Origin of the sequence: Comamonas flocculans (genome assembly GCF_007954405.1) — a bacterium.
Lineage (GTDB): Bacteria > Pseudomonadota > Gammaproteobacteria > Burkholderiales > Burkholderiaceae_C > Comamonas_C > Comamonas_C flocculans.
In genome coordinates this window covers 2,927,470-2,952,991 of sequence record NZ_CP042344.1, presented here as the reverse complement: position 1 = coordinate 2,952,991, position 25,522 = coordinate 2,927,470, and the positions used below count along the sequence as shown (strand labels likewise).

Sequence of the window (25,522 nt, the reverse complement as noted above, 5' to 3'; positions counted from 1 at the left end):
TCAGCCAGCCAGGCGCTGCCAGGTGGCGACCACGGTGTCGGGGTTGAGCGAAATCGAGGCGATGCCCTCGTGCGCCAGCCACAGCGCGAAGTCCGGGTGGTCACTGGGCCCCTGGCCGCAGATGCCGACGTACTTGTCCTGGGCCTTGCACGCCGCGATGGCCTGCTTGAGCAAGGCCTTGACGGCGGGGTCGCGCTCGTCGAAGTCGTGCGCCAGCAGCTCCAGGCCCGAGTCGCGGTCCAGCCCCAGGGTGAGCTGGGTGAGGTCGTTGGAGCCGACCGAGAAGCCGTCGAAAAACTCGAGGAACTCGTTGGCCAGTACCGCGTTGCTCGGCACCTCGCACATCATGATGAGCTTGAGCTCGTTCTCGCCGCGCCTGAGGCCGTGCTCGGCCAGCAGCTCGGTCACGCGCCGGGCCTGGCCCAGCGTGCGCACGAAGGGCACCATCACCTGCACGTTGGCCAGGCCCATTTCGCCGCGCACGCGCTTGATGGCCTCGCATTCCATGGCAAAGGCCTCGGCAAAGTCTTCGCTGATGTAGCGCGCCGCGCCGCGAAAACCCAGCATGGGGTTTTCTTCCTCGGGCTCGTAGCGGCTGCCGCCGATGAGCTTGCGGTATTCGTTGCTCTTGAAGTCCGACAGGCGCACGATGACGGGCTTGGGCCAGAAGGCTGCGGCAATCGTCGCCACGCCCTCGGCGACCTTGTCCACATAGAACGCACGCGGGCTGGCGTGACCACGCGCCACGCTCTCCACGGCCTTCTTCAGGTCGGCATCGACCGCGGGGTAGTCCAGGATGGCCTTGGGGTGCACGCCGATGTTGTTGTTGATGATGAATTCCAGACGCGCCAGGCCCACACCCTCATTGGGCAACTGCGCAAAATCGAAAGCCAGCTGGGGGTTGCCGACGTTCATCATGATCTTGGTGGCGATCTTCGGCATCTCGCCGCGCTGCACCTCGGTGACCTCGGTTTCCAGCAGGCCGTCGTAGATCTTGCCGGTGTCGCCTTCGGCGCAACTCACCGTCACCAGCGTGCCGTCCTTGAGCAGCTCGGTCGCGTCGCCGCAGCCGACCACGGCGGGAATGCCCAGCTCGCGCGCGATGATGGCCGCGTGGCAGGTGCGCCCGCCGCGGTTGGTGACGATGGCGCTGGCCTTCTTCATCACCGGTTCCCAGTTGGGGTCGGTCATGTCGGTGACCAGCACGTCGCCCGCCTGCACCGTGTCCATCTCGGCAATGCTGTGCACCAGGCGCACCGGGCCGGTGCCTATCTTCTGGCCGATGGCGCGGCCTTCGACCAGCACCGCGCCCGAGCTCTTGAGCTTGAAGCGCTGCTCGGCCTGGCCCTTGGTCTGGCTCTTCACCGTCTCGGGTCGCGCCTGCAGGATGTAGAGCTGGCCGTCCTGGCCGTCCTTGCCCCACTCGATGTCCATGGGACGGCCGTAGTGCTGCTCGATGACCAGGGCGTAATGGGCCAGTTGCTCCACCTCGGCGTCGCTCAGGGAATAGCGGTTGCGCTGCTCGGCCACGACCTCGGTGGTTCTGACCAGCTTGCCGCTGGCCGCCCGCTCCTCGTCCGTGGCAAACACCATCTGGATCAGCTTGGAGCCCAGGTTGCGCCGGATCACCGCGCGCTTGCCCGCGCGCAGCATGGGCTTGTGCACGTAGAACTCGTCGGGGTTCACGGCGCCCTGCACCACCGTCTCGCCCAGACCATAGCTGGAGGTGATGAACACCACGTCCTCGAAGCCGGATTCGGTATCTATGGTGAACATCACCCCCGCCGCGCCCAGGTCGGAGCGCACCATGCGCTGCACGCCCGCCGACAGTGCCACCACGTCGTGCGCAAAGCCCTTGTGCACGCGGTAGCTGATGGCACGGTCGTTGTACAGGCTGGCAAAGACCTCCTTCATCTTGTGCAGGACTTGATCGATGCCGACGACGTTGAGGAAGGTTTCCTGCTGTCCGGCGAAGGAGGCATCAGGCAGGTCCTCGGCCGTGGCCGAGCTGCGCACCGCGAAGCTGGCCTGGGCGCTGCCGCCGGAAAGCCGGGCAAAGGCCTCGCGCACGGCCTTTTCCAGCTCGGCCGGAAAGGGCTGGCTCTCCACCCAGCCGCGGATTTCGGCACCCGCGGCGGCCAGCGCGCGCACGTCGTCCACGTCCAGCGCCGCCAGGCGCGCACTGATGCGCGCGTGCAGGCCTTCGTGCTTCAAAAATTCGCGAAACGCATGCGCCGTGGTGGCAAAGCCCGTGGGCACGCGCAGCCCTTCAGGCAGTTGCGAGATCATCTCGCCGAGGCTGGCGTTCTTGCCGCCGACGACCTCGACATCGCTCATTCTCAGGTTCTCAAACGGTACGACCAGGGCGGTCGCCTCATAGCGTGCAGACATGGGAAAGCTCCAGAAGTTGAAACCGGGCCTGCCGCCGCACCTTCACGAACAGGTGGACGCGCACCCATGCAGGCCATCGGGCTTTGTGGTTGGAGGTATGGGCCAGCGCACTGCATGGTGGGAATGGGAATAATCGCGCGATTGTAGGCGCACCCCGCGCTTGCGCCTGCCCTCTCTCCCGGCCCCATTCCCAGGTTTTGCATCCATGACCCCACGCACCGTGTTTTTCGTCTCCGACAGCACCGGCATCACTGCCGAGACCTTCGGCAACGCCATCCTGGCGCAGTTCGACATCGAGCCGCGGCGCGTGCGCATGCCCTTCATCGACTCGGAGGACAAGGCCCACCAGGTGGTGCGCCAGATCAACCACACGGCGCAGCAGGAGGCCAACCGCCCCATCGTCTTCACCACGCTGGTGGACATGCCGGTGCTCAAGGTCATCCAGCAGGGCTGCAAGGGCATGCTGCTGGACATGTTCGGCACCTTCGTGCGGCCGCTGGAGGACGAGCTCGGCATGAAGAGCCACCACCGCGTGGGGCGCTTCTCGGACATCAGCCAGAACAAGGAATACCACGACCGCATCGAGGCGATCAACTTCAGCCTGGCGCACGACGACGGCCAGACGCACGACGACCTGGCGGGCGCCGACGTGATCCTGGTGGGCGTGAGCCGCAGCGGCAAGACGCCCACCAGTCTGTACCTGGCAATGCAGCATGGGCTGAAGGCGGCCAACTACCCCTTGATACCCGAAGACTTCGAGCGCAAGCAGCTGCCCTCCGCGCTGCTGCCGTTTCGCAGCAAGATCTTCGGGTTGACGATCAGCCCGCAGCGCCTATCGGAGATCCGCAGCGAACGCCGCCCCGGCTCGCGCTACGCCAGCCTGGACAACTGCCGCGCCGAGGTGCACGAGGCCGAGGCCATGATGCGCCGCTCGGGCATACGCTGGCTGTCTTCCACCACCAAATCGATCGAAGAAATAGCAACGACCATCCTGCAGGAAATCCGGCCCGAGCGCCTCAGCTACTGAGCTCGCATTGGCATCACCTACAGGACAATGTGGCCGGCTTGGGCCCCCTAGTCTTTTTTCGTCCCGATCCCACAATCAGGACATGGAGGTTGCCATGAAACATGTCGAGCAGATCTGGAGCGCCCCGCGCGGGCATTGGGTGGGCGACGGCTTTCCGGTGCGCACGCTTTTCAACTACAACCAGCACGCGCCGCTGCTCTCGCCCTTTTTGATGCTGGACTACGGCGGCCCGGCGCAGTTCGAGCCCACCGAGGCGCGCCGTGGCGTGGGCGAGCACCCGCACCGCGGGTTCGAGACCGTGACCATCGTCTTCGACGGCGAGGTCGAGCACCTGGACTCCACCGGCCAGGGCGGCACCATAGGCCCGGGCGACGTGCAGTGGATGACCGCCGCCAGCGGCATCCTGCACGAGGAATTCCATGGGCGCGAATGGGCGCGCAAGGGCGGCAAATTCGAGATGGCCCAGCTCTGGGTCAACCTGCCGGCCAGGGACAAGCGTGCCGCGCCCGGCTACCAGGGCATCACGGCGGCGCAGATTCCCACCGTGCAGCTCGCGGGCGGTGCGGGCAGCGCGCGCATCATCGCGGGCGAGCTGCAGGGCCAGCGCGGCCCGGCGCGCACCTTCACGCCCATGCAGGTGTGGGACGTACGGCTCAAGGCCGGTGGCACGGTCGATCTTCCCCTGCCCGAGGGCTGGAGCAGCGCCGTGGTCGTGCTGCAAGGCCGGATCGAGCTCGATGGCGCACAAGCCACCGACGCGCAGACCGTGCACCTGAGCCGCGCGGGCAGCGGGGCCACGCTCAAGGCGCTGGAAGAAACCCATCTGCTGGTGCTCAGCGGCGAGCCCATCGCCGAGCCCATCGCCGCCTACGGCCCCTTCGTGATGAACACCGAGGCGGAAATCCGCCAGGCCTTCATCGACCTGCAAGGTGGCCATTTCGGCGAGATGCCGCGCACCGCCAAGGCCTGAAGGAGACAAGTGCCATGCCGGATCCGAAAGATGGGGTGATCGAGATCATCACCGCGCGCAAGCGGCCGCTGGACGGTTTTTCCGTGCGCCGCCTGCTGCCCACGGCGCGGCGCAAGACCGTGGGGCCGTGGATCTTCCTTGACCACATGGGGCCGGCCGACTTCAAGCCCGGCGACGGCATCAACGTGCGCCCGCACCCGCACATCGGCCTGGCCACGGTGACCTACCTCTTCGAGGGCGAAATCCTGCACCGCGACAGCCTGGGCAACACCCAGGCCATCACGCCGGGGGACATCAACCTGATGGTCGCCGGGCGCGGCATCACCCATTCCGAACGCGAAAGGCCCGAGGTGCGCGCCAGCGCCCATCGCCTGCACGGCCTGCAGCTCTGGCTGGCGCTGCCCGAAGCGGACGAAGACTGCGCCCCCGCCTTTCACCACTACGCCGCCCAGACCCTGCCGCGTGTGGAACTGGCCGGGGTGCCGGCCCGCGTAATGATGGGCGCCGCCTGGGGCGTTCAGTCGCCCGTGCCCACCTATGCCGGTGCGCTGTACGCCGAGGCCGAACTGCAAGCCGGCCAAAGCCTGCCCCTGCCGCACGCGACCGAACTGGCCATCTACACCGCCAGCGGCAGCCTGCGCGTGGGCGAGACCATCGTGCCCGAGCACGCGCTGGCCATCGTGGACAGCCGCACTGCAAGCCACGTTCAGGCCGGCGGCACCGCACGGCTTGCCCTCATCGGCGGCGACAGCGTGGGGCAGCGCTTCATCGACTGGAATTTCGTCGCCAGCAGCAAGGAGCGCATCCAGCAGGCGCGCGAGGATTGGGTGCAGCAGCGCTTTCCCAAGGTGGTGGGGGATGGGGAGGAATACATTGCGCTGCCGAAGTGAGTGCTGACCGGCGGTGCGCGCAGCCCGGATTGCCGCTGGAACTCAAAACCCGCTGAGCACCTCATCCATCGCGCTGGTGATTTCTGCGGCCCTGGAGGCCAGCGAGCCCACAGGCTGCTTCAACAGCCGCACCGGCATGGGTGCCGCCAGATGTGGCATCAGCACCAGTGGCTCGCCAACCACCTCCAGCACGGGGCACAGCTTGGTGGGCAAGCGCACCTGCTTCACGCCCACCCGTGACAACGGCACCACCAGCCGGGTGCCCAACTGGTCGGTCAGTGCGCTTTGCACATCCAGCACACAGGGGATGAATTGGCGTGAACCCGGCTGCGGATTCACGCAAGCGTCGAACTGCGTCATTCAGCGCCGCCCGGGCTCTTGCCAAGACACCCAGCCGTCGCACCACAGGCCATGTGCCTCATGATGGGCATTTTGTTCGGCAATCCAGCCTTGTAGGTCTCGTTGAATTCACGCTTGCGCTGGGGGGCCAGGCTTTTCTGCTGCTCCCGTGCCGTCAGCTCGGCATAGCGCGTGGCGGACACAATGTTTGCCACTACACGCTCGTTCTCGACGCACATCTCACGGCAAACCTTGAGTATTCAAAAAAAATAGCTGTCAGCGCCTGTCAACAAACGATTTCAAATAGTTTTATATCTGAAATCGTTGTATGACAAGCGCGAGCAGCTCTCTTTTCAGTAGTCTTGACCCCGGTTCACTGCCCCGGCACCGGATTGCGCAGCCGGATATGCAGCTCGCGCAGCTGCTTTTCATCGACCTCGGACGGGGCCTGGGTCAGCAGGTCCTGGGCGCGCTGGGTCTTGGGGAAGGCGATCACGTCGCGGATGGATTCGGCGCCGGTCATCAGGGTGATGAGCCGGTCCAGCCCGAAGGCCAGGCCGCCGTGCGGCGGCGCGCCGTATTGCAGCGCATCGAGCAGGTAGCCGAACTTGGCGCGCGCCTCCTCGGGGCCGATCTTGAGGGCGGAAAACACCTTGCTCTGCACCTCGGCGCGGTGGATACGCACCGAGCCGCCGCCCAGTTCCCAGCCGTTGAGCACCATGTCGTAGGCCTTGGAGAGGCAGGCGCCGGGGTCGGTTTGCATCAGGTCTTCGTGCCCGTCCTTGGGGCTGGTGAAGGGGTGGTGCACGGCCGTCCAGCGGTCTTCCTCGTCGTCGTGCTCGAACATCGGGAAGTCCACCACCCACAGCGGCGCCCAGCGGTCTTCGAACAGGCCGTGCTTGCGGCCGAACTCGCTCAGGCCCACCTTCAGGCGCAGCGCGCCGATGCTGTCGTTGACGATCTTGGCCTTGTCCGCGCCGAAGAAGATCAGGTCGCCGTCCTGCGCGCCGCTGCGCTTCAAGATCTCGGCAATGGCCGCGTCGTGCAGGTTCTTGACGATGGGCGACTGCAGCCCTTCCCTGCCCTTGGCCACTTCATTGACCTTGATCCAGGCCAGGCCCTTGGCGCCGTAGATCTTGACGAAGTCGGTGTAGCCGTCGATCTCCCCGCGCGAGATCTGCGCGCCGCCGGGCACGCGCAGGGCCACCACGCGCCCGCCGGGCGTGGTGGCCGGGCCGGAGAAGACCTTGAAGTCCACGTCGCGCATCACCTCGGTCAGTTCGGTGAATTCAAGCGAGATGCGCAGATCGGGCTTGTCCGAGCCGAAGCGGTGCATGGCTTCGGCGTACCGCATGACGGGGAACTCGCCCAGATCGACATTCAACTGGGTCTGGAAGACTTCCTTGATCATGCGCTGGAAGATGTCGCGGATTTCCTCTTCGCCGAGGAAGGAGGTCTCGCAGTCGATCTGCGTGAACTCGGGCTGGCGGTCGGCGCGCAGGTCTTCGTCACGAAAGCACTTGGTGATCTGGTAGTAGCGGTCGTAGCCCGCCACCATCAGCATTTGCTTGTACAGCTGGGGCGACTGCGGCAGCGCGTAGAACTGGCCGTCGTGCACGCGGCTGGGCACCAGGTAGTCGCGCGCGCCCTCGGGCGTGCTCTTGCCCAGCATGGGGGTTTCGATGTCGATGAAGCCTTCCCGGTCGAGGAAGTTGCGCACCTGGATCGCGGTTTTGTAGCGCAGCATCATGTTGCGCTGCATCACCGGGCGGCGCAGGTCCATCACGCGGTGCGTGAGGCGCGTGGTCTCCGACAGGTTGTCGTCGTCCATCTGGAAGGGCGGCGTGACCGAGGGGTTGAGCACCGTGAGCTCATGGCACAGCACCTCGATCTGGCCGCTTTTGAGCTTGTCGTTGGTCGTGCCCTCGGGGCGCGCGCGCACCAGGCCCTTGATCTGCAGGCAGAACTCGTTGCGGATGCCCTCGGCGGTCCTGAACATCTCGGGGCGGTCGGGGTCGCAGACCACCTGCACATAGCCTTCGCGGTCGCGCAGGTCGATGAAGATCACGCCGCCGTGGTCGCGGCGGCGGTTGACCCAGCCGCACAGGGTGACGGTTTGGCCCATCAGGGCTTCGGTCACGAGACCGCAGTAGTGGGAACGCATGGGCATGGTGTTTTTCTTCCTGCGCCCGCCGTGGGGCGCGCTGTCGGTCATTCGGTGACGCGGCTGGCGTCGGCCAGCACCGGGTCGGGTGGCGCCACGACCCCCATCGAGACAATGTACTTGAGCGCCTCGTCGATGCTCATTTCCAGCTCGATGCATTCGCTCTTGCGCATGAGCACGAAGTAGCCGCTGGTCGGGTTCGGCGTGGTGGGCACGTAGATGCTGACGAATTCATCGCGCAGGTAGCCGGCCACTTCGCCGTTGGGCTGGCCGGTGATGAAGGCCACCGTCCACACCCCGTCGCGCGGCCACTGCACCAGCACCGCGGTGCGAAAGGCGTTGCCGCTCTCTGAAAACAGCGTCTCCGACACCTGCTTGACGCTGGAATAGATCGAGCGCACCACCGGAATGCGGCTGACCAGCGCGTCGCCCATGGCCACCAGCTTGCGGCCGAAGAAATTGCTGGCCAGCGCCCCGACGACGAGCAGGATGAGCAGCGTGAGCACCACGCCAAAGCCCGGCACGTGAAAGCCCAGCAGCCGGTCCGGCTGCCAGGCCTCGGGCAGGATCTCCAGCGTCTGGTCCAGCAGCCCCACCACCCAGGTCAGCACCCAGGCGGTGATGATCACCGGAACGATCACCAGCAGGCCGGAAAACAGCCATTTGCGCAATGCCGCCATGCCCGCTCTTCCTCAGGCCTCTGAAGTACTTGCGGCACTGGCGGGTGCTGCGCTGGGTGCTTCGGTTTTCGTAGCTTCCGGGGCGGGGCTGGCGGCGGCGGAGGCGCTCTCTTGCCCGCCCGTGGATTCAGCCGGCGCGCTGCTCTTGCGGCCACTGAAATCGGTGGCATACCAGCCCGTGCCCTTGAGCTGGAAACCCGCCGCCGTCAGTTGCTTGGCGTACGTCTGCTGCCCGCAGGCGGGGCAATGCGTCAGCGGCGCGTCCGACATTTTTTGCAACACATCCCGGGCGTGTCCGCAGTGGCTGCAGCGGTAGGAATAAATGGGCATTTCAAACGGCGCAAATTTCTTGCAAAGCCCACGATTATAGGTAGCGCGGCCTCCCCCGGCCGGCGCGTGGATTCAGGCAGCGGCCGTCTCGTAATGCCGCGTGTGCCCTTTCTGATCGGCAATGAATTGCGGCGCCAGCGAACCGCCGATCATGCCCGCAAACGACCCCAGCAGCCCCGCCAGCTGCTGCGGAAAGGCCTCGCTCAGCACCGGGCTGGCGACGAACCACAGCCACACGCCGATTCCCATCACCACCGCCAGCAGCGCGCCCTGCGTGGTCGCGCGCTTCCAGTACACGCCCATGAGCAGCGGCACGAAGGCGCCCACCAGCGGCACCTGGTAGGCGCCCGAGACCAGCTCGTAGATGGACGAGCCTTCCATGGTGATGGAATACACCAGCACGCAGAAGGTGAAAACCAGCACGCTCACGCGCATGGCCTTGAGGGTTTCGGCATCGCTCATTGCGGGCTTGAGGTTGCGCAGGATGTTCTCCACGAAGGTGGTCGCGGGCGCCAGCAGCGTGGCCGACGCGGTGGACATGATGGCCGAGAGCAGCGCACCAAAGAAGGCCACCTGCAGCGCCACCGGCATATGCGTGAGCACCAGCGTGGGCAGTACCTTCTGCGGGTCGTCTTCCAGCAGCGCGGCCGTGCCCGGCAGCACCAGCAGCGCCGCCATCACCACGAACATGGGCACGAAGGCAAAGCCGATGTACAGCAGCCCGCCGATGACCGGGCCCTTGCGCGCCGTCTCGGCGTTGTTCGACGACATCACGCGCTGGAACACGTCCTGCTGCGGGATGGAGCCCAGCATCATGGTGATGGCCGCGGCAAAGAAGAAAGTCCACTCCTTGGCCCCGCCCGTGGGCAGGAACTGCAGCTTGCCTTCGCTGGCGGCGTAGGACACCACACGCTCGGCGCCGCCGGCAATCTCCGCCGCATACCAGGCAATCGCCAGCAGACCGGCCACGATCACGATCATCTGCACGAAGTCGGTCAGCGCCACCGACCACATGCCGCCGTAGAGCGTGTAGATGAGCACGATGAGCGTGCCTATGACCATGCCCCAGGCGAGCGCGATCGCGCCGTCGCTCAGGATGTTGAACACCAGCCCCAGCGCGGTGATCTGCGCGCCCACCCAGCCCAGGTAGCTCAGGATGATGATGATGGAGCACAACACCTCCACCACACGCCCGAAGCGGCGGCGGTAATAGTCGCCGATGGTGATGATGTTCATCGCGTACAGCTTGCGCGCGAAGAACAGGCCCACCAGCACCAGGCACATGCCGGCGCCGAACGGGTCTTCCACCGTGCCGTGCAGCCCTTCCTTGACGAACTGCGCCGGTGCGCCCAGCACCGTCTCGGAGCCGAACCAGGTGGCGAAGGTGGTGGCGATGACGACGGCCAGCGGCAGGCTGCGCCCGGCCACCGCGTAGTCGGCGGTGTTCTTCACGCGCCGCGCGGCCAGCAGGCCGATGGCGATGGACACCAGCAGATACAGGACGATGAAAGTCACCAGCATGGGCGGCTCCGGCTGCAGTTGGGGAAAAAAGCGCGCGGATTATCAGCGCAAGCCGGCGCAAGGAGCGTCCCGCGCGCGCGATGCGCGGCATTTGCGCGGTATTTACAACACCCGGATGCGGATGATGAGCTGGATCAGCACCAGCCCCAGCACGAAGCCCAGGCCCGCGTACAGCAGGCGCTGCAGCAGCCGGTTGGTGCGCTGCTGTTCGGCGAGAAGCTGGCGCAGCTCGGCAGACTCGGGCTGCGGGCCGCGGCGCAGGTAGGCATGCAGCAGGCGCGGCAGCTCGGGCAGCATCTTGGCGTAGCGCGGCGCCTCGGCCTGCAGCTCGCGCCACAGGCGGCGCGGGCCCAGCTGCTCATGCATCCAGCGCTCGAGGAAGGGTTTGGCCGTGCTCCACAGGTCCAGGTCGGGGTCGAGCTGGCGCCCCAGCCCCTCGATGTTGAGCAGCGTCTTTTGCAGCAACACCAGTTGCGGCTGGATCTCCACCTGAAAGCGCCGCGAGGTCTGGAACAGGCGCAGCAGCACCATGCCGAGCGAGATTTCCTTGAGCGGGCGGTCGAAGTAAGGCTCGCACACCGCGCGGATCGCGCCTTCGAGCTCGTTGACCCGGGTGTCGGGCGGCACCCAGCCGCTTTCCACGTGCAGCTCGGCCACGCGCTTGTAGTCACGCCGGAAGAACGCCGTGAAGTTCTGCGCCAGATACTCCTTGTCCACCTCGGTGAGCGAGCCGACGATGCCGAAATCGAGCGAGATGTAGCGCCCGAAGGTTTGCGGCTCGGTGCTCACCATGATGTTGCCCGGGTGCATGTCGGCATGGAAGAAGCCGTCGCGAAACACCTGCGTGAAGAAGATGGTGACGCCGTCGCGCGCCAGCCGCGGGATGTCCACGCCCGCCACGCGCAAGGCCTCGATCTGGCTGATGGGCAGGCCCTTCATGCGCTGCATCACCAGCACGTCGCTGTGGCACCAGTCCCAGAACACCTCGGGGATCAGCACCAGCTGCAGCCCCGCCATGTTGCGCCGCAGCTGCGCGGCGTTGGCCGCTTCGCGCAGCAGGTCGAGCTCGTCGTGCAGGTAGTTGTCGAACTCGCGCACCACCTCGCGCGGCTTGAGCCGCCGCCCGTCGGCCGACAGGCGGCTGACCCAGCCCGCCACCATGTGCATCAGCGCCAGGTCTTTCTCTATCGCCGCCAGCATGCCAGGGCGCAGCACCTTCACCGCCACCTCGCGCTCGCGCCCCTCCTTGTCGCGCAGCACGGCAAAGTGCACCTGGGCGATGGAGGCGCTGGCCACGGGCTCGCGCTCGAAGGAGACGAAGATTTCATCGAGCGGCCGGCGAAACGCCCGCTCTATCGTGGCCACGGCAATGGCCGGATCGAACGGCGGCACGCGGTCCTGCAGCAGCGCCAGTTCGTCGGCGATGTCGGGCGGCAGCAGGTCGCGGCGGGTGGACAGCACCTGGCCGAACTTGACGAAGATCGGCCCCAGCTGCTGCAGCGCCTCTCGCAGTCGCTGGCCACGCGGCGCGTCAAGGCGCCGCCCTACGGTGATGATGCGCGTGAGCGCCCGCACCCCGGGACGGGAAAAGCCCGAGAGCACCAGCTCGTCCAGGCCGTAGCGCAGGGCCACCCAGAGGATGGCCACGCCGCGAAAGAAGCGACTCATGTGCCGGCCGATGCGTCGGCACCGGCGCCGGCATGCGGGCGTGCGCGCGCCACGAAGCCGCGCAGTGCCGCCAGCACGCGCTGCGCCGCGCCGGCAAGCAGGTGTGCGGTCGTGTCACCCAGCAGGCGCGCCAGGTCGTCCTCGATGTCCCAGCGCAGGTTCTGCGCCAGCCACTGGATGTCGGCCGCAAGCTGCACGTCGCCTTCGATGCGGATCTCGGGCCGCTCGCCGGCCAGCGCGCCGCGCGCCAGCTCCAGCGGCGACTCCTGGGTGAGCCAGACCTGCAGATCGGCATGTGCGCCCTCGGGCGCGAGGTCGAGCAGTCCCGCCGGCGTGACCTGCAGGGCCATGTACAGGCTGCGCCACTGCACCCGCGCCACGCGCCCGCTCTGGCGCTGCAGCCGCTGCATGGCGACGGGCTCCTGCTGCAGCACGTGGTTGAGCAGCAACACCAGCCGCTGCTGCGTGCCCTTGACCAGCCATTGCGGTGCCCGGGGCGGGCGCGGCATCTGCGCCGCCAGCCGGTGCAGGAAAGAAAAAGGGGACCGTGTGTTCATGGTCCCCGATTATTCCCCGAACGGCGCCTGGCGCCACGGGCCGCGCCTGCGGCCCCGGCACTTTACTGCAGCGCCTGCAGCCCGGCCACCAGCCAGCCGCTCCTGCCGTCCTTGGGCTTGGTCATGTTCCAGACCTCGCGGAAGGGGCCGGGCCCGGCCGAGGGGTCTTCGCGGATCACGCCCGAAAACTCCACGCTGGCCAGGTATTCGCCGTCCAGCTCCTCGATGCCCAGCAGCTTGGCTTCGAGCATCAGCACGTCGGTCTGGTTGGGCTCGCGGCCGCCGCGCTGTGCCTCGCGCTCCTGCAGCTCGGCGCGCACCTGCTCCAGCATGCCATCGGTCATCATCGAGCGCAGCGTGACGAAGTCGCTGCGGTCCCAGGCCGACTGCAAGGTGGTGAAATTGCGCTTGGCGGCCTCCAGGAAGCCATGCACGTCGAAGCCTTCGGGCACGCCCCAGTCCTGCGAGCCGGCGAGCGCCGAGCCTATGGCCACGCCGCCGCCCGCCGCCGGTGCGGCGTCCAGCGCCATGCGCGGGTCTTCCCAGGGGCGGGCCGAGGCGTCGTTGCCCACTTTGGCGGGGTTGTACTGGCCGGGCATGCGTGCCGCGGCATCCGCGCCCGCGCCCTGAAAGGCCAGGGGCGATGCGCCCGCACCCGCCCCGGCCTTGGGGCGCATGAGCATGCGCAGCACCGCCACGCCCACCAGCACCAGCAGCGCAATCAGCAGGAACTGGCCGAACTCGGCGCCCAGCCCCAGCGCACTGGCCAGCCAGGCCAGGCCCAGGCCTGCGGCGAGACCGCCCAGCATGCCGGCCCAGGGTTTGCGCGGCGCGGCGTTGCCCGCACCCGGTGCGGCCGCGGGTTTGGCGGCGTTGGCGCTGTTCTGGGCCGCATTGGGCGCCTTGGCCGGCGCGCGCACCGCCTCGCGCTGCGTCACGTTGGCCGACTGGCGACCGATCGAGCGGCCACCACCCAGCCGGGCGGCCTCGGCCTGGGCATATACCAGTGTCAGCAGCACCACCAGAACCACGGACCACAGTTGCTTCATAGTTTCCTCGTCACTCCATCAGATCGATCAAAAAAAGCGACCGGTCGAAATCGCTTCAACACTTCACGCCCACATGCAGCGCCACCACGCCCCCCGTCAGGTTGTGGAAGTCCACATGCCCGAAGCCCTGGCGCTGCATCAGCGCCTTGAGCTCTTGCTGGCCCGGGTGCATGCGTATCGACTCCGCCAGATAGCGGTAGCTTTGCGCGTCGCCCGCCACCCACTTTCCTAAACGCGGCAGCACCTGAAAAGAATACAAGTCGTAGATTTTTTCCAGCGGCGGCGCCACCTTGGAGAACTCCAGCACCAGCAGGCGCCCGCCGGCGCGCAGCACGCGCGCCATCTCGGCCAGAGCGCGGTCCTTGTGCGTCATGTTGCGCAGGCCGAAAGCCACGCTGACCAGGTCGAAGTGCCCGTCGGCAAAGGGCAGGCGCTCGGCGTCGCACACCAGCGTGGGCAGCACCACGCCCCGGTTGATGAGGCGCTCGCGCCCGGTGCGCAGCATGGATTCATTGATGTCTGTGTGCACCACCTGGCCGCCGGTTCCCACTTTTTTCGAAAAAGCGAGCGCCAGGTCACCGGTGCCGCCGGCGATGTCCAGCACGCGCTCGCCCTCGCGCAGATTGGCCACCATGACGGTGTAGGCCTTCCACAGACGATGCAGACCGCCGGACATCAGGTCGTTCATGATGTCGTAGCGCGGCGCGACCGAGTCGAACACGCCGCGCACGCGCTCGGCCTTTTCGCCCTCGTCTACCGTCTGGAATCCGAAATGTGTAGCAGCCATGCCTCGATCGTAGGCGAGGCCGGGCGCAAATGAGACAAGGCCGGGTCTATCCCCCGGACTTGTGTCGCTATTTCGCTGAATTGCTCAGTGCGCCTTCTTCCTGGAGATGGTCGCGCCACGGCGCACCATGGGGGTGTCGCGGTCGGCGCCCGCCTCCTGCAGGCGCTGCAGGTAGTTGGCCCACAACGTCTGATGTTCGCGCCCGAGCTTGTAGAGATAGCTCCAGGTGAACAGTCCGCTGTCGTGCCCGTCGGAAAAAATCGGCCGGATGGCGTAGTTGCCCATGGGCTCGATGCCGTTGACCGTCACCTCGCGCTTGCCGGTCTGCAGCACCTCCTGGCCAGGGCCGTGACCGGTGACCTCCGCCGAGGGCGAGTACACGCGCATGAGTTCGAAGGGGATGTGGAAGTGCTCACCGCTGGAGAAGGAAATCTCCAGCACGCGCGAGCGCTGGTGCACGGTGATGGACAGGGGCACGGGCGTGCCGGAGGTCTGCTCTGCCATGGTCTCGGGGAAGGAAATTTCAGGTCAAATAGGCCGCAAACGCTGGCCTGGCTTGCGCTGGCAGCTATCAAACATTTTGGGCTTGCTGCCACTGCGCAAGGCGCGAATGCAGCCGATCATGCACCATGGCCCGCTTGGCCGCGATGGCCGCAATGCGTGCAGTGTCTTGCGCGCGCCGCGCCGGCGCCCAGACGGCGTCGGGGAAATGACTGTCCCAGTCGAAGCGCGCCAGCACATGCCAATGCAGGTGCGCCACCTGGTTGCCCAGCGCCGCGAGGTTGATCTTGCGCGGCGCGAGCTGCTCGCGCAGCACCTCTTCGACCAGCACCACGGCCTGCATGCAGTCGGCGCGCTGCGTCGGCGTCAGCTCGGAAAATTCCGCCACGTGGGCGTTCCAGACCACGCGGTAGAAGGCGGGAAAGCCCGGCTCATCCGCCTGGATCACGCGCAGCTGCGCCCCGCGCCAGACCAGCGGGCCGCCCTCGCTCTGGCACAACGGGCAACCGTGCCGGGGCGTGGCCATGCTTCAGAACAGCACGCGGGTGCGGATGGTGCCCGGCACCTTGGCGAGCTTTTCCAGCGCCATGTCGGAAGAGCGCGCATCCAGATCGACCACCACGTAGCCGACGTTGTCGCGCGTCTGCAGGAACTGGGCCGAGATGTTCACCTCGCCGTCCGAGAGGATGCGGTTGATCTCGGACATCACGCCCGGGATGTTGCGGTGGATGTGCAGCAGCCGGTTCTTGCCCGGGTGCGCGGGCAGCGCCACCTCGGGCAGGTTCACCGAGCTGGTGGACGTGCCGGTGTCGCTGTAGGTGATGAGCTTGTGCGCGACCTCCAGGCCGATGTTGGCCTGCGCCTCCAGCGTCGAGCCGCCGATGTGCGGCGTGAGGATGACGTTGTCCAGCCCGCGCAGCGGCGAGACGAATTCGTCCTTGGTGCTCTTGGGCTCCACCGGAAACACGTCGATGGCGGCGCCAATCACGCGCCCGGCCTTGATCGCCTCGGCCAGCGGCTCGATCTCCACCACCGTGCCGCGCGAGGCGTTGATCAGGATGCTGCCCGGCTTCATCTGCGCGATCTGCTGGGCGCCCATCATCCACTGGGTGGACGGCAGCTGCGGCACGTGCAGACTGACGATGTCCGATTGCGCCAGCAGCGTCTTGAGCGAATCGACCTGGTGGGCATTGCCCAGCGGCAGCTTGGCGACGACGTCATGAAAGATCACGTGCATGCCCAGGCTCTCGGCCAGCACCGAAAGCTGCGAGCCGATCGCGCCGTAGCCGACGATGCCCAGCGTCTTGCCGCGCGCCTCGTGGGAATTTTCCGCGCTCTTGAGCCAGCCGCCGCGGTGCGCGGCGGCGTTGCGCGCCGGGATGCCGCGCAGCAGCAGGATGGCCTCGGCCAGCACCAGTTCGGCCACCGAGCGGGTGTTGGAATACGGCGCGTTGAACACCGCGATGCCCTTCTCGCGCGCGGTGTTCAGGTCCACCTGGTTGGTGCCTATGCAAAAGCACCCTATGCCCACGAGCTTGTGCGCATGCTGCAGCACCTCGCCGGTGAGCTGGGTGCGCGAGCGCACGCCGATGAAGTGCACGTCGGCGATCTTGTCCAGCAGCTCCTGCCCCTCCAGCGCGCGCGGCAGCAGCTCCACGCTGGAGTAGTCGGCCGCGTGCAGCGCATCCACCGCGCACTGGTGGATGCCTTCGAGCAGCAGAAACTTGATCTTGCTTTTATCCAGGGAGGTCTTGGGCATGTGCTCTTCCATTCTTTGGGGCGCCTGCGCGGGCAGGCAGGGAAAACCGGGCGTTCAAGGCCCGATTGTGCATCGCACAAAAAACCTCTGCCAAGCCCGCGCGCGCAGCCCCGGCCCGCAATGCCGGCACGCATGTCGCGTGCATTACCCGCGCGGGGCGCCAACAGCTGCCACAATTTGCGACGGGTAAACCCGGTTGCGCCAAACAAACCGCTGTGCGAAAAAAGCAACCGAGCACAGTGGACCGAGGCCGCGCAGCCCGCGCGGCGGCCGTTCCCTTTTCCGATAGAACAAGGAGCATTCATGCGATTCAAACCCTTGGCGCTGGCCGGCGCCGCAATGCTGTCCATGGCCATGGCCATGCCCGCGCAGGCCCAGACCGAGATCCAGTGGTGGCATTCCATGGGCGGCGCCTTGGGCGAATGGGTCAACGACCTGGCCAACCAGTTCAACGCCAGCCAGAAGGACTACAAGGTGGTGCCCACCTTCAAGGGCAGCTACGACGAATCCATGACGGCCGCCATCGCGGCGTTTCGCGCCGGCAACGCGCCCGACATCCTGCAGGTGTTCGAAGTGGGCACCGCCACCATGATGGCCAGCAAGGGCGCGATCAAGCCGGTGGCCGAGGTCATGAAGATGGCCGGCGTCAACTTCGACCCCAAGGCCTACGTGCCCGCCGTGGCCGGCTACTACACCGCGCCCAACGGGCAGATGCTGAGCATGCCCTTCAACAGCTCGACGGTGGTGTTCTACTACAACAAGGACGCCTTCAAATCCGCGGGGCTGGACACCAGCAAGCCACCCAAGACCTGGCCCGAAGTGGTGCTGGCGGCGGGCAAGCTCAAGGCCGCCGGCCACAAGTGTCCGTTCACCACGAGCTGGATCAGCTGGACGCAGCTGGAGAACTTCTCCGCCTGGCACAACGTGCTGTTCTCCTCGCTGAACAACGGCTTTGGCGGCATGGGCACGCGCCTGGAGTTCAACAGCCCGCTGCACGTGCGCCACTTCGAAAACCTGGCCAACATGGCCAAGCAGGGCCTGTTCGTCTACAAGGGGCGCAACAACGCGGCCGACGCCACCATCGTCTCGGGTGAATGCGCGATGGCCACGGCCTCGGCCGGGCTGCTGGGCAACCTCAAGCGCAACGCCAAGTTCGACTTCGGCGTGAGCACCATGCCCTACTACCCCGACGTGGCCGGCGCGCCGCAGAACTCGGTGATCGGCGGGGCCAGCCTGTGGGTGATGTCCGGCAAGAAGAATGAGGTCTACAAGGGCGTGGGCCAGTTCCTGAGCTACCTGGCCAAGCCCGAAGTGGCCGCCGCCAGCCACCAGCGCACCGGCTACCTGCCGGTGACCACGGCCGCCTACGAACTGACTGAAAAATCCGGCTTCTACAAGGGAAACCCGGGCGCGGACGTGGCCGTCACGCAGATGATCCGCAAGACCACCGACAAGTCGCGTGGCATACGCATCGGCAACTTCGTGCAGGTGCGCACCATCATCGACGAGGAAACCGAGAACATCTGGTCGGGCAAGAAGACGCCCAAGGAAGGGCTGGACGCCGCCGTCAAGCGCGGCAACGAACAGCTCGAACGCTTCCAGAAGGCGAACAAGGGCTGAGAGCCCGCCCAGCCCGGGGCTTGCGCTGCGAAATTCTGGACATTTCCGGCTGCAAGCCCCGCCAATAGTGCGCAAGGCGCTATTGTTTTTCATATTTCCCTGAGCCCGGCGCCCCTGCGGCAGCGGCCGGGCGTCGATTACCATCGCCCTCCATGGAAAAACGCGTTCGCTTCAAGTCCGCCTGGCTGCCCTGGGTGCTGGTGGCGCCGCAGATGGCGATCGTGCTGGTGTTCTTCTTCTGGCCCGCGGGCCAGGCGCTCTACCAGAGCGTGCTGCAGGAGGACGCCTTCGGCACCAGCCGCGAATTCGTCGGCCTGGAGAATTTCCGCCGCCTCTGGGAAGACCCGAGCTACGTCGATTCCTTCTACACCACCGCGCTGTTTTCCGTGCTGGTGGCGGTCATCGGCATCTGCGTGGCGCTGCTGCTGGCGGTAATGGCCAACCGCGTGGTGCGCGGCGCGGCCATCTACAAGACGCTGCTGATCTGGCCCTATGCGGTCGCGCCCGTGGTGGCCGGCGTGCTCTGGCTGATGATGTTCGCCTCGCCCTGGGGCGTGGTGTCCTACACCCTGCAGGCGCTGGGCTATGACTGGAACCACCTGCTGAGCGGGCGCGACGCGATGGCGCTGATCGTCATGGCATCGGTGTGGAAGCAGATTTCCTACAACTTCCTGTTCTTCCTCGCGGGGCTGCAGTCGGTGCCCTCCTCGGTTATCGAGGCGGCCACCATCGACGGCGCCTCGCCCTGGAAGCGCTTCTGGAGCATCGTCTTTCCGCTGCTCTCGCCCACCACCTTCTTCCTGCTGGTGATGAACGTGATCTACGCCTTCTTCGACACCTTCGCCATCGTGGACGCAGCCACCCAGGGCGGGCCGGGCAAGGACACCTCCATCCTGGTCTACAAGGTCTACTACGACGGCTTCAAGGCGCTGGACATGGGCGGCTCGGCCGCGCAGTCGGTGGTGCTGATGGCGGTCGTCATCCTGCTGACCGTGTTCCAGTTTCGCTTCGTCGAGAAGAAGGTCCAGTACTGAAACTGATCATGCCCCCACGCTCACTTCGTTCGCTGCCCCCCGAGGGGGCCTCAGCGCCTTCGGGCGGCCGGGCGGCGCTGACATGATCGAGCGCCGCCCCGTCCTGGACTTCGTCTCGCACGCCGTGCTCATCCTGGGCGTGCTCGTCATCGCCTTCCCGGTCTATGTGGCGTTCGTCGCCAGCACGCAGACGGCGGCGCAGATCACCGGCAGCAACCCGCTGTCGCTGCTGCCCGGGGGCAACATCTACAACAGCTACTACCTGGCGCTGATGGGCGGCAAGGTGGCCGCGGGCGGCACCATCCCGCCGGGCTGGCCCATGCTGTGGGTGAGCTTCGTCACCGCCATGGGCATCGCGCTGGGCAAGATCGCGATCTCGCTGCTGTCGGCCTTCGCCATCGTGTACTTTCGCTTTCCGTTTCGCGGCCTGGTGTTCTGGATGATCTTCATCACGCTGATGCTGCCGGTGGAAGTGCGCATAGGCCCGACCTACCAGGTGGTCTCCGACCTGAAGATGCTCAACAGCTACGCGGGGCTGACGGTACCACTGATCGCCTCGGCCACGGCCACCTTCCTGTTTCGCCAGTTCTTCCTCACGGTGCCCGACGAGCTGGCCGAGGCCGCGCGCATGGACGGCGCCGGGCCGATGCGCTTTTTCGTCGACATCCTGCTGCCGCTGTCCAAGACGACGATGGCGGCGCTGTTCGTGATCCAGTTCATCTACGGCTGGAACCAGTACCTGTGGCCGCTGATCGCCACGACGAGCGAGGACATGTACCCCATCGTGCTGGGCATCAAGCGCGCCATCTTCGGCGAGATCTACGTGGAATGGAACGTGGTCATGGCCACCGCCATCCTGGCCATGATCCCGCCGGCCATCGTCGTCATCCTGATGCAGAAGTGGTTCGTCAAGGGCCTGGTGGATACGGAGAAATGAAGGTAAATAATGCTAAGAAAGGTCTGCAAAAGTCCACCACCTGAGCCCCTCGGACGTTGAACACCCATGAAGCAAATGAGCCTTGCCACAAGCGGATTTGAACTTTCCCCCAAGAGGACGCGCAAGCGTGCATTCCTCGATGAGATGGATGCCGTCATCCCATGGCCTGATCTTCTGGCGCTGATTGCACCGCACGCGCCTGCAGGCAAGACGGGGCGCCCTCCCTTTGCGCTGGAGACGATGCTGCGCATTCACCTGCTGCAGCAATTCTTCGGGCACTCCGACCCGGCGATGGAAGAAGCCTTGCACGACGTTCCCCTGTACCGAGAGTTCGCCCACTTGGACGCGGGCATCACCCGCCTGCCCGACGAAAGCACCATCCTGCGCTTTCGACACCTCTTGGAGAGGAACGAGCTGGCAGCTCAAATCCTTGCCACCGTCAATGCCCAACTGGCCGCCCGTGGTCTGCTGCTCAAGAGCGGCACCGTGGTCGATGCCACCTTGATTGCCGCACCCAGTTCCACCAAGAACAAGGATGGGCAGCGCGACCCTGAGATGCACCAAACCAAGAAGGGCAACCAATGGCACTTCGGTATGAAGGCGCACATTGGCGTGGATGCCGATTCGGGCTTGGTGCACACCGTCACCACCACGGCCGCCAACGCCCACGACATCACGCAGGCAGCGGCGCTGTTGCACGGCGAGGAAACACAAGTCTTTGCAGATTCGGGCTACCGAGGTGTTGACAAGCGTGGCGAAGTACAGGATCAACACCCCGATACCCGTTGGCACATCGCCATGATGCCGGGCAAGCGCAAGAAGCTCGACAAGAACCGCCCCCTGGATGTGTTGCTCGATCAGATGGAGACCGTCAAGGCGCGTATCCGCGCCAAGGTCGAGCACCAGTTCCGAGTTCTCAAGTGCCAGTTTGGCCACCGCAAGGTGCGCTACAAGGGCCTGGCCAAGAACACCAGCCAGCTTCTGGTGCTGTTTGCGCTGTCCAATCTGTGGATGGTGCGCAAGCGCATTTTGCAGGGAGCGCGGGCATGAGTGCGCCTGCAGCACGGGCGAGAGCCCGCAATACGGCTGAAATTGGCCGAAAGAGCGGGAAATCTGACGCAAATTCGGCTTCGGTTTCACCATGTGAATGTTCACGCGTCAGCTTGCGCCATGAGGCGGGTTGTGCAGACCTTCCCTAAGCGTAGGGCAGCGGGTAAAAGAGGCAATTGATTATATGGGCACAGGCCAAGTGGTTTCCGCTCTGACCCCAACCTGTATCGCTCTAGATATCACAGCCCAACGCGTCGCGGGTGCAAAGCGATCTGGCCGAAAGATTTTTAAAGATTTTATTCAAAAATCGATGTGGCTCATCACACTCATCGGGTTTCCTGGCCTGATGTCATCGGAAGTCAGGGTTCCGTTTCACCACCCAGAAATTCCACCCAATTCTACTGGAACAATTGGAATAGACGAGATCGTATACCATGTGCTTCGTTGCGGGTCAGTGCACAGTGATGAGAAAAATAGCAAGATCACCTGGAATAAAAATATTAGCTTAGGCATTGATCACAATACAGGCAATTTAGTTCTGCATGAACAGTTGGTTTGGGGCCTTTTAGCCGCTGTCATCTTTATGCCAGAAAATAAAGACGAGCAAATTCCAGATACGTATTGGATATCAATTTGGGGTTTTAAGAATTTTGTGACAGAGTTTTGGGGTCGAATTGATTTGGCCAAACGAATCGCCAAGGAAGTTACTGGCATTACTATTCAATAAAAACTCATGGCGAATATAGAGTTCAACAACGTCATCAAGCGCTACGGCAGCGGCCCCAAGGCCAACCAGGTCATCCACGGCGTGACCGCCGACATCGCGGACGGCGAGTTCGTCGTCATCGTCGGCCCCTCGGGTTGCGGCAAGTCGACGCTCCTGCGCATGGTGGCCGGACTGGAGGAAATCAGCGAAGGCACGATCTCCATCGGCACGCGCGTGGTCAACCGCCTGGAGCCGGCCGAGCGCGACATCGCCATGGTGTTCCAGAACTATGCGCTCTACCCGCACATGAGCGTGTTCGACAACATGGCCTACGGGCTGAAGATCAAGAAGGTGCCAGCGCCCGAGATCAAGGCGCGGGTGGACAAGGCCGCCGCCATCCTTGAGCTCTCCGGGCTGCTGGCGCGCAAGCCGCGCGAGCTCTCGGGCGGGCAGCGCCAGCGCGTGGCCATGGGCCGCGCCATCGTGCGCCAGCCACAGGTCTTCCTGTTCGACGAGCCGCTGTCCAACCTGGACGCCAAGCTGCGCGCCCAGACCCGCCTGGAAATCGAGAAACTGCACCGCGAGCTGGGCATCACCAGCCTGTTCGTCACCCACGACCAGGTGGAGGCGATGACGCTCGCGCAGCGCATGATCGTGATGAACGCCGGGCGCATGGAGCAGTTCGGCACGCCCGAAGAGGTCTACCACCGCCCCGCTTCCACCTTCGTCGCCGGCTTCATCGGTGCGCCGCCGATGAATCTGCTCTCGGGTGTGCCCGGCGTGCGCGACGGCGTGCTGCTGGGCATACGCCCCGAACACCTGCGCGTGGTGGCCTCCGGCGGCTGGGAGCTGCAGGTGGACACGGTGGAGATGCTCGGCGCCGAGCGCCTGGTGCACGGCCACCTGGGCGGGCCCGAGGGCGAACGCATGATCGTGCGCATGAACGAAACCGAGGAGCGCCCCCTGCCCGGCCAGACGCTGCGCGTGCTGCCGCTGGAAGACCGCATCCACGGCTTTGATGCCACCACCGGCCTGCGCATCGAAGCCTGAACTACGTTTTTGCTAGCTTCCAGCGCCCGCCGCACAAGGGCTGGAGCCTGAAAACATGCCAAAAACCGAACTCCCCGCCTGGCCCTACCCGCGCTGGATCGCGCACCGCGGCGCGGGCAAGCTCGCGCCCGAGAACACCCTGGCCGCGTTTCGCCTCGGCGCACGCCACGGCTGGCGCATGTTCGAATGCGACGCCAAGCTCAGCAGCGACGGCGTGGTGTTCCTGCTGCACGACAGCGAGCTGGAGCGCACCACCAACGGCCAGGGCCGCGCCGGCGAGCGCAGCTGGGGGGAACTGGCCCAGCTGGACGCCGGCAGCTGGCACTCGCGCGAATTCGCCGGCGAGCCGCTGCCCACGCTGGAGCGCGTCGCGCGCTGGTGCCTGGCCAACCACCTGCAGCTGAACATCGAGATCAAGCCCACGCCCGGCACCGAACACGCCACCGGCCTGGCCGTCGCGCGGCTGGCGGCGCGGCTGTGGCAGGGGCAGGCGGCGGGGCCACTGCTCACCTCCTTTCAGCCCGCGGCCCTGGCCGGGGCGCACGAGGGCGCGCCCGCGCTGGCCCGCGGCCTGCTGCTGGACGAAGCGCGGCCCGAGGCGCTGTCCGTCGCCCGCGAGCACGCCTGCGCGGCGCTGGTGTGTAACTATCGGCTGTGGAATTCCGACACCGTGGCCGCCGCCCGCGCCGCCGGCCTGCGCACGCTGAGCTACACCGTGAACGACGAAGCAAGCGCGCGCCATCTGCAGGACCTGGGCACCGACGGCATCATCACCGACCGGGTGGAGCTCTTCAGTCCCGCCGGCTGATCAGCGCCAGGCGCGCAGCTGCAGCCAGTGCGCGCTGGCCAGCACCAGCACCAGCGCCGCATAGGTGGCCATGCGCCCGTCGCTGCCCAGCAGCCACAGCCCCGCCAGCAGCACCGCGCAGCCCAGCACGGTGAGCAGCGCCAGCGGTGCCAGCCAGCCGCGCTGCCTGGCATGCGTACGCAGCAGCAGTTGCCCGAGCAGCACCAGCGCCAGCGCCAGCGCCGGCGCGGGGGCAAAAAAAGCCAGCAGATGCTTGAGGAAGGACAAAAAGCTCATGGTAGGCGCGGGGGCGCACAAATTTTATAATCCCCGCCCATGGCAGTCTGGACCCTGGGCATCAACCACCATACGGCGCCGCTGGACCTGCGTGGCCGTTTCGCGTTCGCCATGGACCAGATCGCGCCAGCGCTGCAGGGCCTGCGTGCCTCGCTCGGCACCCAGGGCCGGCCGGTGGAAACCGCGCTGCTGTCCACCTGCAACCGTACCGAAGTCTATTGCGCGGCCGACCTGCTGGTGCCCGAGCACACGCTGCACTGGCTGGCCGCGCGCGGCGGCCTGAGCGTGCAGCAGTTGCAGCCCCACGCCTATCTGCACCAGGGCGACGGCGCGGCGCGCCATGCCTTTCGCGTGGCCAGCGGCCTGGACAGCATGGTGCTGGGCGAGGCGCAGATCCTCGGCCAGATGAAGAACGCGGTGCGCGCGGCCGAAGGCGCGGGCGCGCTCGGCTCCACGCTCAACCAGCTGTTCCAGCGCAGCTTCGCGGTGGCCAAGGAAGTGCGCACCAGCACCGACATCGGCGCGCACAGCATCAGCATGGCCGCGGCCGCGGTGCGCCTGGCCGGCCAGCTGTTCGAGGACCTGGCGCAGATCCGCGTGCTCTTCGTCGGCGCGGGCGAGATGATAGAGCTGTGCGCCACCCACTTCGCGGCGCGCAAGCCCCGGCAGATCGCCATCGCCAACCGCACGCTGGAGCGCGGCGAGAAGCTCGCCACGCGCTTTGACGCCAGCGTGATGCGCCTGGCCGACCTGCCCGAGCACCTGCACGAATTCGACGCGGTCATCAGCTGCACCGCCAGCCAGCTGCCCATCATCGGCCTGGGCGCGATCGAGCGCGCGCTGAAGAAACGCCGCCACCGCCCCATCTTCATGGTGGACCTGGCGGTGCCGCGCGACATCGAACCCGAGGTCAAGCAGGTGCCCGACGTCTACCTCTACACGGTGGACGACCTCGCCGGCGTGGTGCACAGCGGCCAGGCCCAGCGCGAGGCGGCCGTGGCCCAGGCCGAGGCCATCATCGACGTGGGCGTGCAGGGCTTCATGCACTGGATGGACCTGCGCAAGGGCGCCGACGGCGCCAGCGCGGTGGTGCCTCTGATCCAGCAGTTGCATGCGCAGGCCGACGACTGGCGCGCGCAGGAGATCGCCCGCGCCAAGAAGCTCCTGGCCAAGGGGCAGGACGTGGACAGCGTGCTCGAGGCGCTCTCGCGCGGCCTCACGCAGAAGATGCTGCACGGCGCCATGGCCGAGCTGCGCGCCGGCGACGCCGAAACCCGCAGCCACACCGCCGAGACGGTATCGCGCCTGTTCCTGCGCTCCAGCCGCAGCCAGAACGGGCTGTAGCGGATTTCAAGCCAAATCCGCCTCCAGCCCTTGCGCAGCAAGCGCTGCCAGCTACTCAAGAAGT

The 25,522-nt window shown here is 66.0% G+C and carries 26 protein-coding genes; 11 read left to right on the top strand and 15 right to left on the bottom strand.

Annotated elements, in window-relative coordinates; translation table 11 throughout:
• Entirely contained in the window at positions 1-2,391 is a 2,391-nt protein-coding gene (gene ppsA, locus FOZ74_RS14145; RefSeq protein ID WP_146913655.1) for a phosphoenolpyruvate synthase, read from the bottom strand.
• Positions 2,392-2,596: 205 nt separating this feature from the next.
• On the opposite strand from ppsA, the gene ppsR reads away from it, so the two are divergent.
• The 3 genes from ppsR to FOZ74_RS14130 all read left to right on the top strand — a co-directional run bounded on the left by ppsR (position 2,597) and on the right by FOZ74_RS14130 (position 5,278).
• Positions 2,597-3,418, top strand: a complete 822-nt coding sequence (gene ppsR, locus FOZ74_RS14140; protein ID WP_146913654.1) for a posphoenolpyruvate synthetase regulatory kinase/phosphorylase PpsR — start codon at positions 2,597-2,599, stop codon at positions 3,416-3,418.
• Between the two features lie 94 nt (positions 3,419-3,512).
• The gene (locus FOZ74_RS14135) at positions 3,513-4,388 is read left to right on the top strand and encodes a pirin family protein (protein ID WP_146913653.1); all 876 of its coding nucleotides are present in this window, start codon (positions 3,513-3,515) and stop codon (positions 4,386-4,388) included.
• A 14-nt stretch (positions 4,389-4,402) separates the two neighbouring features.
• Positions 4,403-5,278: a pirin family protein gene (locus tag FOZ74_RS14130; RefSeq protein WP_146913652.1), complete on the top strand. Its 876-nt coding sequence runs from the start codon at positions 4,403-4,405 to the stop codon at positions 5,276-5,278.
• A gap of 42 nt (positions 5,279-5,320) precedes the next feature.
• Here the strand turns inward: FOZ74_RS14130 and FOZ74_RS14125 are convergent, their stop codons facing one another.
• The 13 genes from FOZ74_RS14125 to serA form a co-directional block, all read right to left on the bottom strand.
• Positions 5,321-5,638, bottom strand: a complete 318-nt coding sequence (locus FOZ74_RS14125) for a CcdB family protein (RefSeq protein WP_146913651.1) — start codon at positions 5,636-5,638, stop codon at positions 5,321-5,323.
• A complete protein-coding gene (locus FOZ74_RS14120) occupies positions 5,635-5,856 on the bottom strand; it encodes a hypothetical protein (protein WP_146913650.1) in 222 nt (73 codons plus the stop codon). The genes FOZ74_RS14125 and FOZ74_RS14120 overlap by 4 nt, the downstream gene beginning before the upstream one ends.
• Positions 5,857-5,990: 134 nt before the next feature.
• On the bottom strand, positions 5,991-7,787 hold the full coding sequence (gene aspS / locus FOZ74_RS14115; protein ID WP_146913649.1) for an aspartate--tRNA ligase: 1,797 nt from the start codon (positions 7,785-7,787) through the stop codon (positions 5,991-5,993).
• Positions 7,788-7,828: 41 nt separating this feature from the next.
• Complete coding sequence (locus FOZ74_RS14110; RefSeq protein ID WP_146913648.1) at positions 7,829-8,461, bottom strand: DUF502 domain-containing protein; 633 nt, start codon at positions 8,459-8,461, stop codon at positions 7,829-7,831.
• Between the two features lie 12 nt (positions 8,462-8,473).
• Entirely contained in the window at positions 8,474-8,791 is a 318-nt protein-coding gene (locus FOZ74_RS14105) for an FmdB family zinc ribbon protein (RefSeq protein WP_146913647.1), read from the bottom strand.
• Positions 8,792-8,863: 72 nt separating this feature from the next.
• The gene (locus tag FOZ74_RS14100) at positions 8,864-10,312 is read right to left on the bottom strand and encodes a high affinity choline transporter 1 (protein WP_146913646.1); all 1,449 of its coding nucleotides are present in this window, start codon (positions 10,310-10,312) and stop codon (positions 8,864-8,866) included.
• 102 nt (positions 10,313-10,414) lie between these two features.
• On the bottom strand, positions 10,415-11,980 hold the full coding sequence (ubiB, locus tag FOZ74_RS14095; RefSeq protein WP_146913645.1) for a ubiquinone biosynthesis regulatory protein kinase UbiB: 1,566 nt from the start codon (positions 11,978-11,980) through the stop codon (positions 10,415-10,417).
• Positions 11,977-12,537 (bottom strand): SCP2 sterol-binding domain-containing protein, encoded by a 561-nt coding sequence (locus FOZ74_RS14090; protein WP_146913644.1) that lies wholly within the window; start codon positions 12,535-12,537, stop codon positions 11,977-11,979. Before FOZ74_RS14090 ends, ubiB begins: the two co-directional genes overlap by 4 nt.
• 62 nt (positions 12,538-12,599) lie before the next feature.
• On the bottom strand, positions 12,600-13,586 hold the full coding sequence (locus FOZ74_RS14085) for a Tim44 domain-containing protein (protein WP_146913643.1): 987 nt from the start codon (positions 13,584-13,586) through the stop codon (positions 12,600-12,602).
• 55 nt (positions 13,587-13,641) lie between these two features.
• Entirely contained in the window at positions 13,642-14,373 is a 732-nt protein-coding gene (gene ubiE, locus FOZ74_RS14080; protein ID WP_146913642.1) for a bifunctional demethylmenaquinone methyltransferase/2-methoxy-6-polyprenyl-1,4-benzoquinol methylase UbiE, read from the bottom strand.
• 84 nt (positions 14,374-14,457) lie between these two features.
• Positions 14,458-14,877 carry a gamma-butyrobetaine hydroxylase family protein gene (locus FOZ74_RS14075; protein ID WP_146913641.1) on the bottom strand — a complete coding sequence of 140 codons (420 nt, stop codon included), beginning with the start codon at positions 14,875-14,877 and terminating at the stop codon, positions 14,458-14,460.
• A 67-nt stretch (positions 14,878-14,944) separates the two neighbouring features.
• Positions 14,945-15,400, bottom strand: a complete 456-nt coding sequence (locus FOZ74_RS14070; RefSeq protein WP_146913640.1) for an HIT family protein — start codon at positions 15,398-15,400, stop codon at positions 14,945-14,947.
• A 3-nt stretch (positions 15,401-15,403) separates the two neighbouring features.
• Entirely contained in the window at positions 15,404-16,633 is a 1,230-nt protein-coding gene (gene serA, locus FOZ74_RS14065) for a phosphoglycerate dehydrogenase (RefSeq protein ID WP_146913639.1), read from the bottom strand.
• A gap of 303 nt (positions 16,634-16,936) precedes the next feature.
• Here serA and ugpB point away from each other — a divergent pair, with 303 nt between their 5' ends.
• The 7 genes from ugpB (at position 16,937) to ugpQ (ending at position 23,838) form a co-directional block, all read left to right on the top strand.
• Positions 16,937-18,253, top strand: coding sequence for a sn-glycerol-3-phosphate ABC transporter substrate-binding protein UgpB (gene ugpB, locus FOZ74_RS14060; protein ID WP_146913638.1), 1,317 nt, complete (start codon positions 16,937-16,939; stop codon positions 18,251-18,253).
• Between the two features lie 152 nt (positions 18,254-18,405).
• Positions 18,406-19,287 (top strand): sn-glycerol-3-phosphate ABC transporter permease UgpA, encoded by an 882-nt coding sequence (gene ugpA, locus FOZ74_RS14055; RefSeq protein WP_146913637.1) that lies wholly within the window; start codon positions 18,406-18,408, stop codon positions 19,285-19,287.
• Between the two features lie 82 nt (positions 19,288-19,369).
• Entirely contained in the window at positions 19,370-20,224 is an 855-nt protein-coding gene (gene ugpE, locus FOZ74_RS14050; protein ID WP_146913636.1) for a sn-glycerol-3-phosphate ABC transporter permease UgpE, read from the top strand.
• A 66-nt stretch (positions 20,225-20,290) separates the two neighbouring features.
• Positions 20,291-21,274, top strand: coding sequence for an IS5 family transposase (locus tag FOZ74_RS14045; RefSeq protein ID WP_146911817.1), 984 nt, complete (start codon positions 20,291-20,293; stop codon positions 21,272-21,274).
• Between the two features lie 184 nt (positions 21,275-21,458).
• Positions 21,459-22,001: a hypothetical protein gene (locus tag FOZ74_RS14040; protein WP_146913635.1), complete on the top strand. Its 543-nt coding sequence runs from the start codon at positions 21,459-21,461 to the stop codon at positions 21,999-22,001.
• A 6-nt stretch (positions 22,002-22,007) separates the two neighbouring features.
• Positions 22,008-23,030 (top strand): sn-glycerol-3-phosphate ABC transporter ATP-binding protein UgpC, encoded by a 1,023-nt coding sequence (ugpC, locus tag FOZ74_RS14035; RefSeq protein ID WP_146913634.1) that lies wholly within the window; start codon positions 22,008-22,010, stop codon positions 23,028-23,030.
• A gap of 55 nt (positions 23,031-23,085) precedes the next feature.
• On the top strand, positions 23,086-23,838 hold the full coding sequence (gene ugpQ / locus FOZ74_RS14030) for a glycerophosphodiester phosphodiesterase (RefSeq protein ID WP_146913633.1): 753 nt from the start codon (positions 23,086-23,088) through the stop codon (positions 23,836-23,838).
• Here ugpQ and FOZ74_RS14025 read toward each other — a convergent pair whose 3' ends face one another.
• Complete coding sequence (locus tag FOZ74_RS14025) at positions 23,839-24,114, bottom strand: DUF4175 domain-containing protein (protein WP_146913632.1); 276 nt, start codon at positions 24,112-24,114, stop codon at positions 23,839-23,841.
• A gap of 39 nt (positions 24,115-24,153) precedes the next feature.
• Here FOZ74_RS14025 and hemA point away from each other — a divergent pair, with 39 nt between their 5' ends.
• Entirely contained in the window at positions 24,154-25,458 is a 1,305-nt protein-coding gene (hemA, locus tag FOZ74_RS14020) for a glutamyl-tRNA reductase (protein ID WP_146913631.1), read from the top strand.
• Positions 25,459-25,522 lie beyond the last annotated feature (64 nt).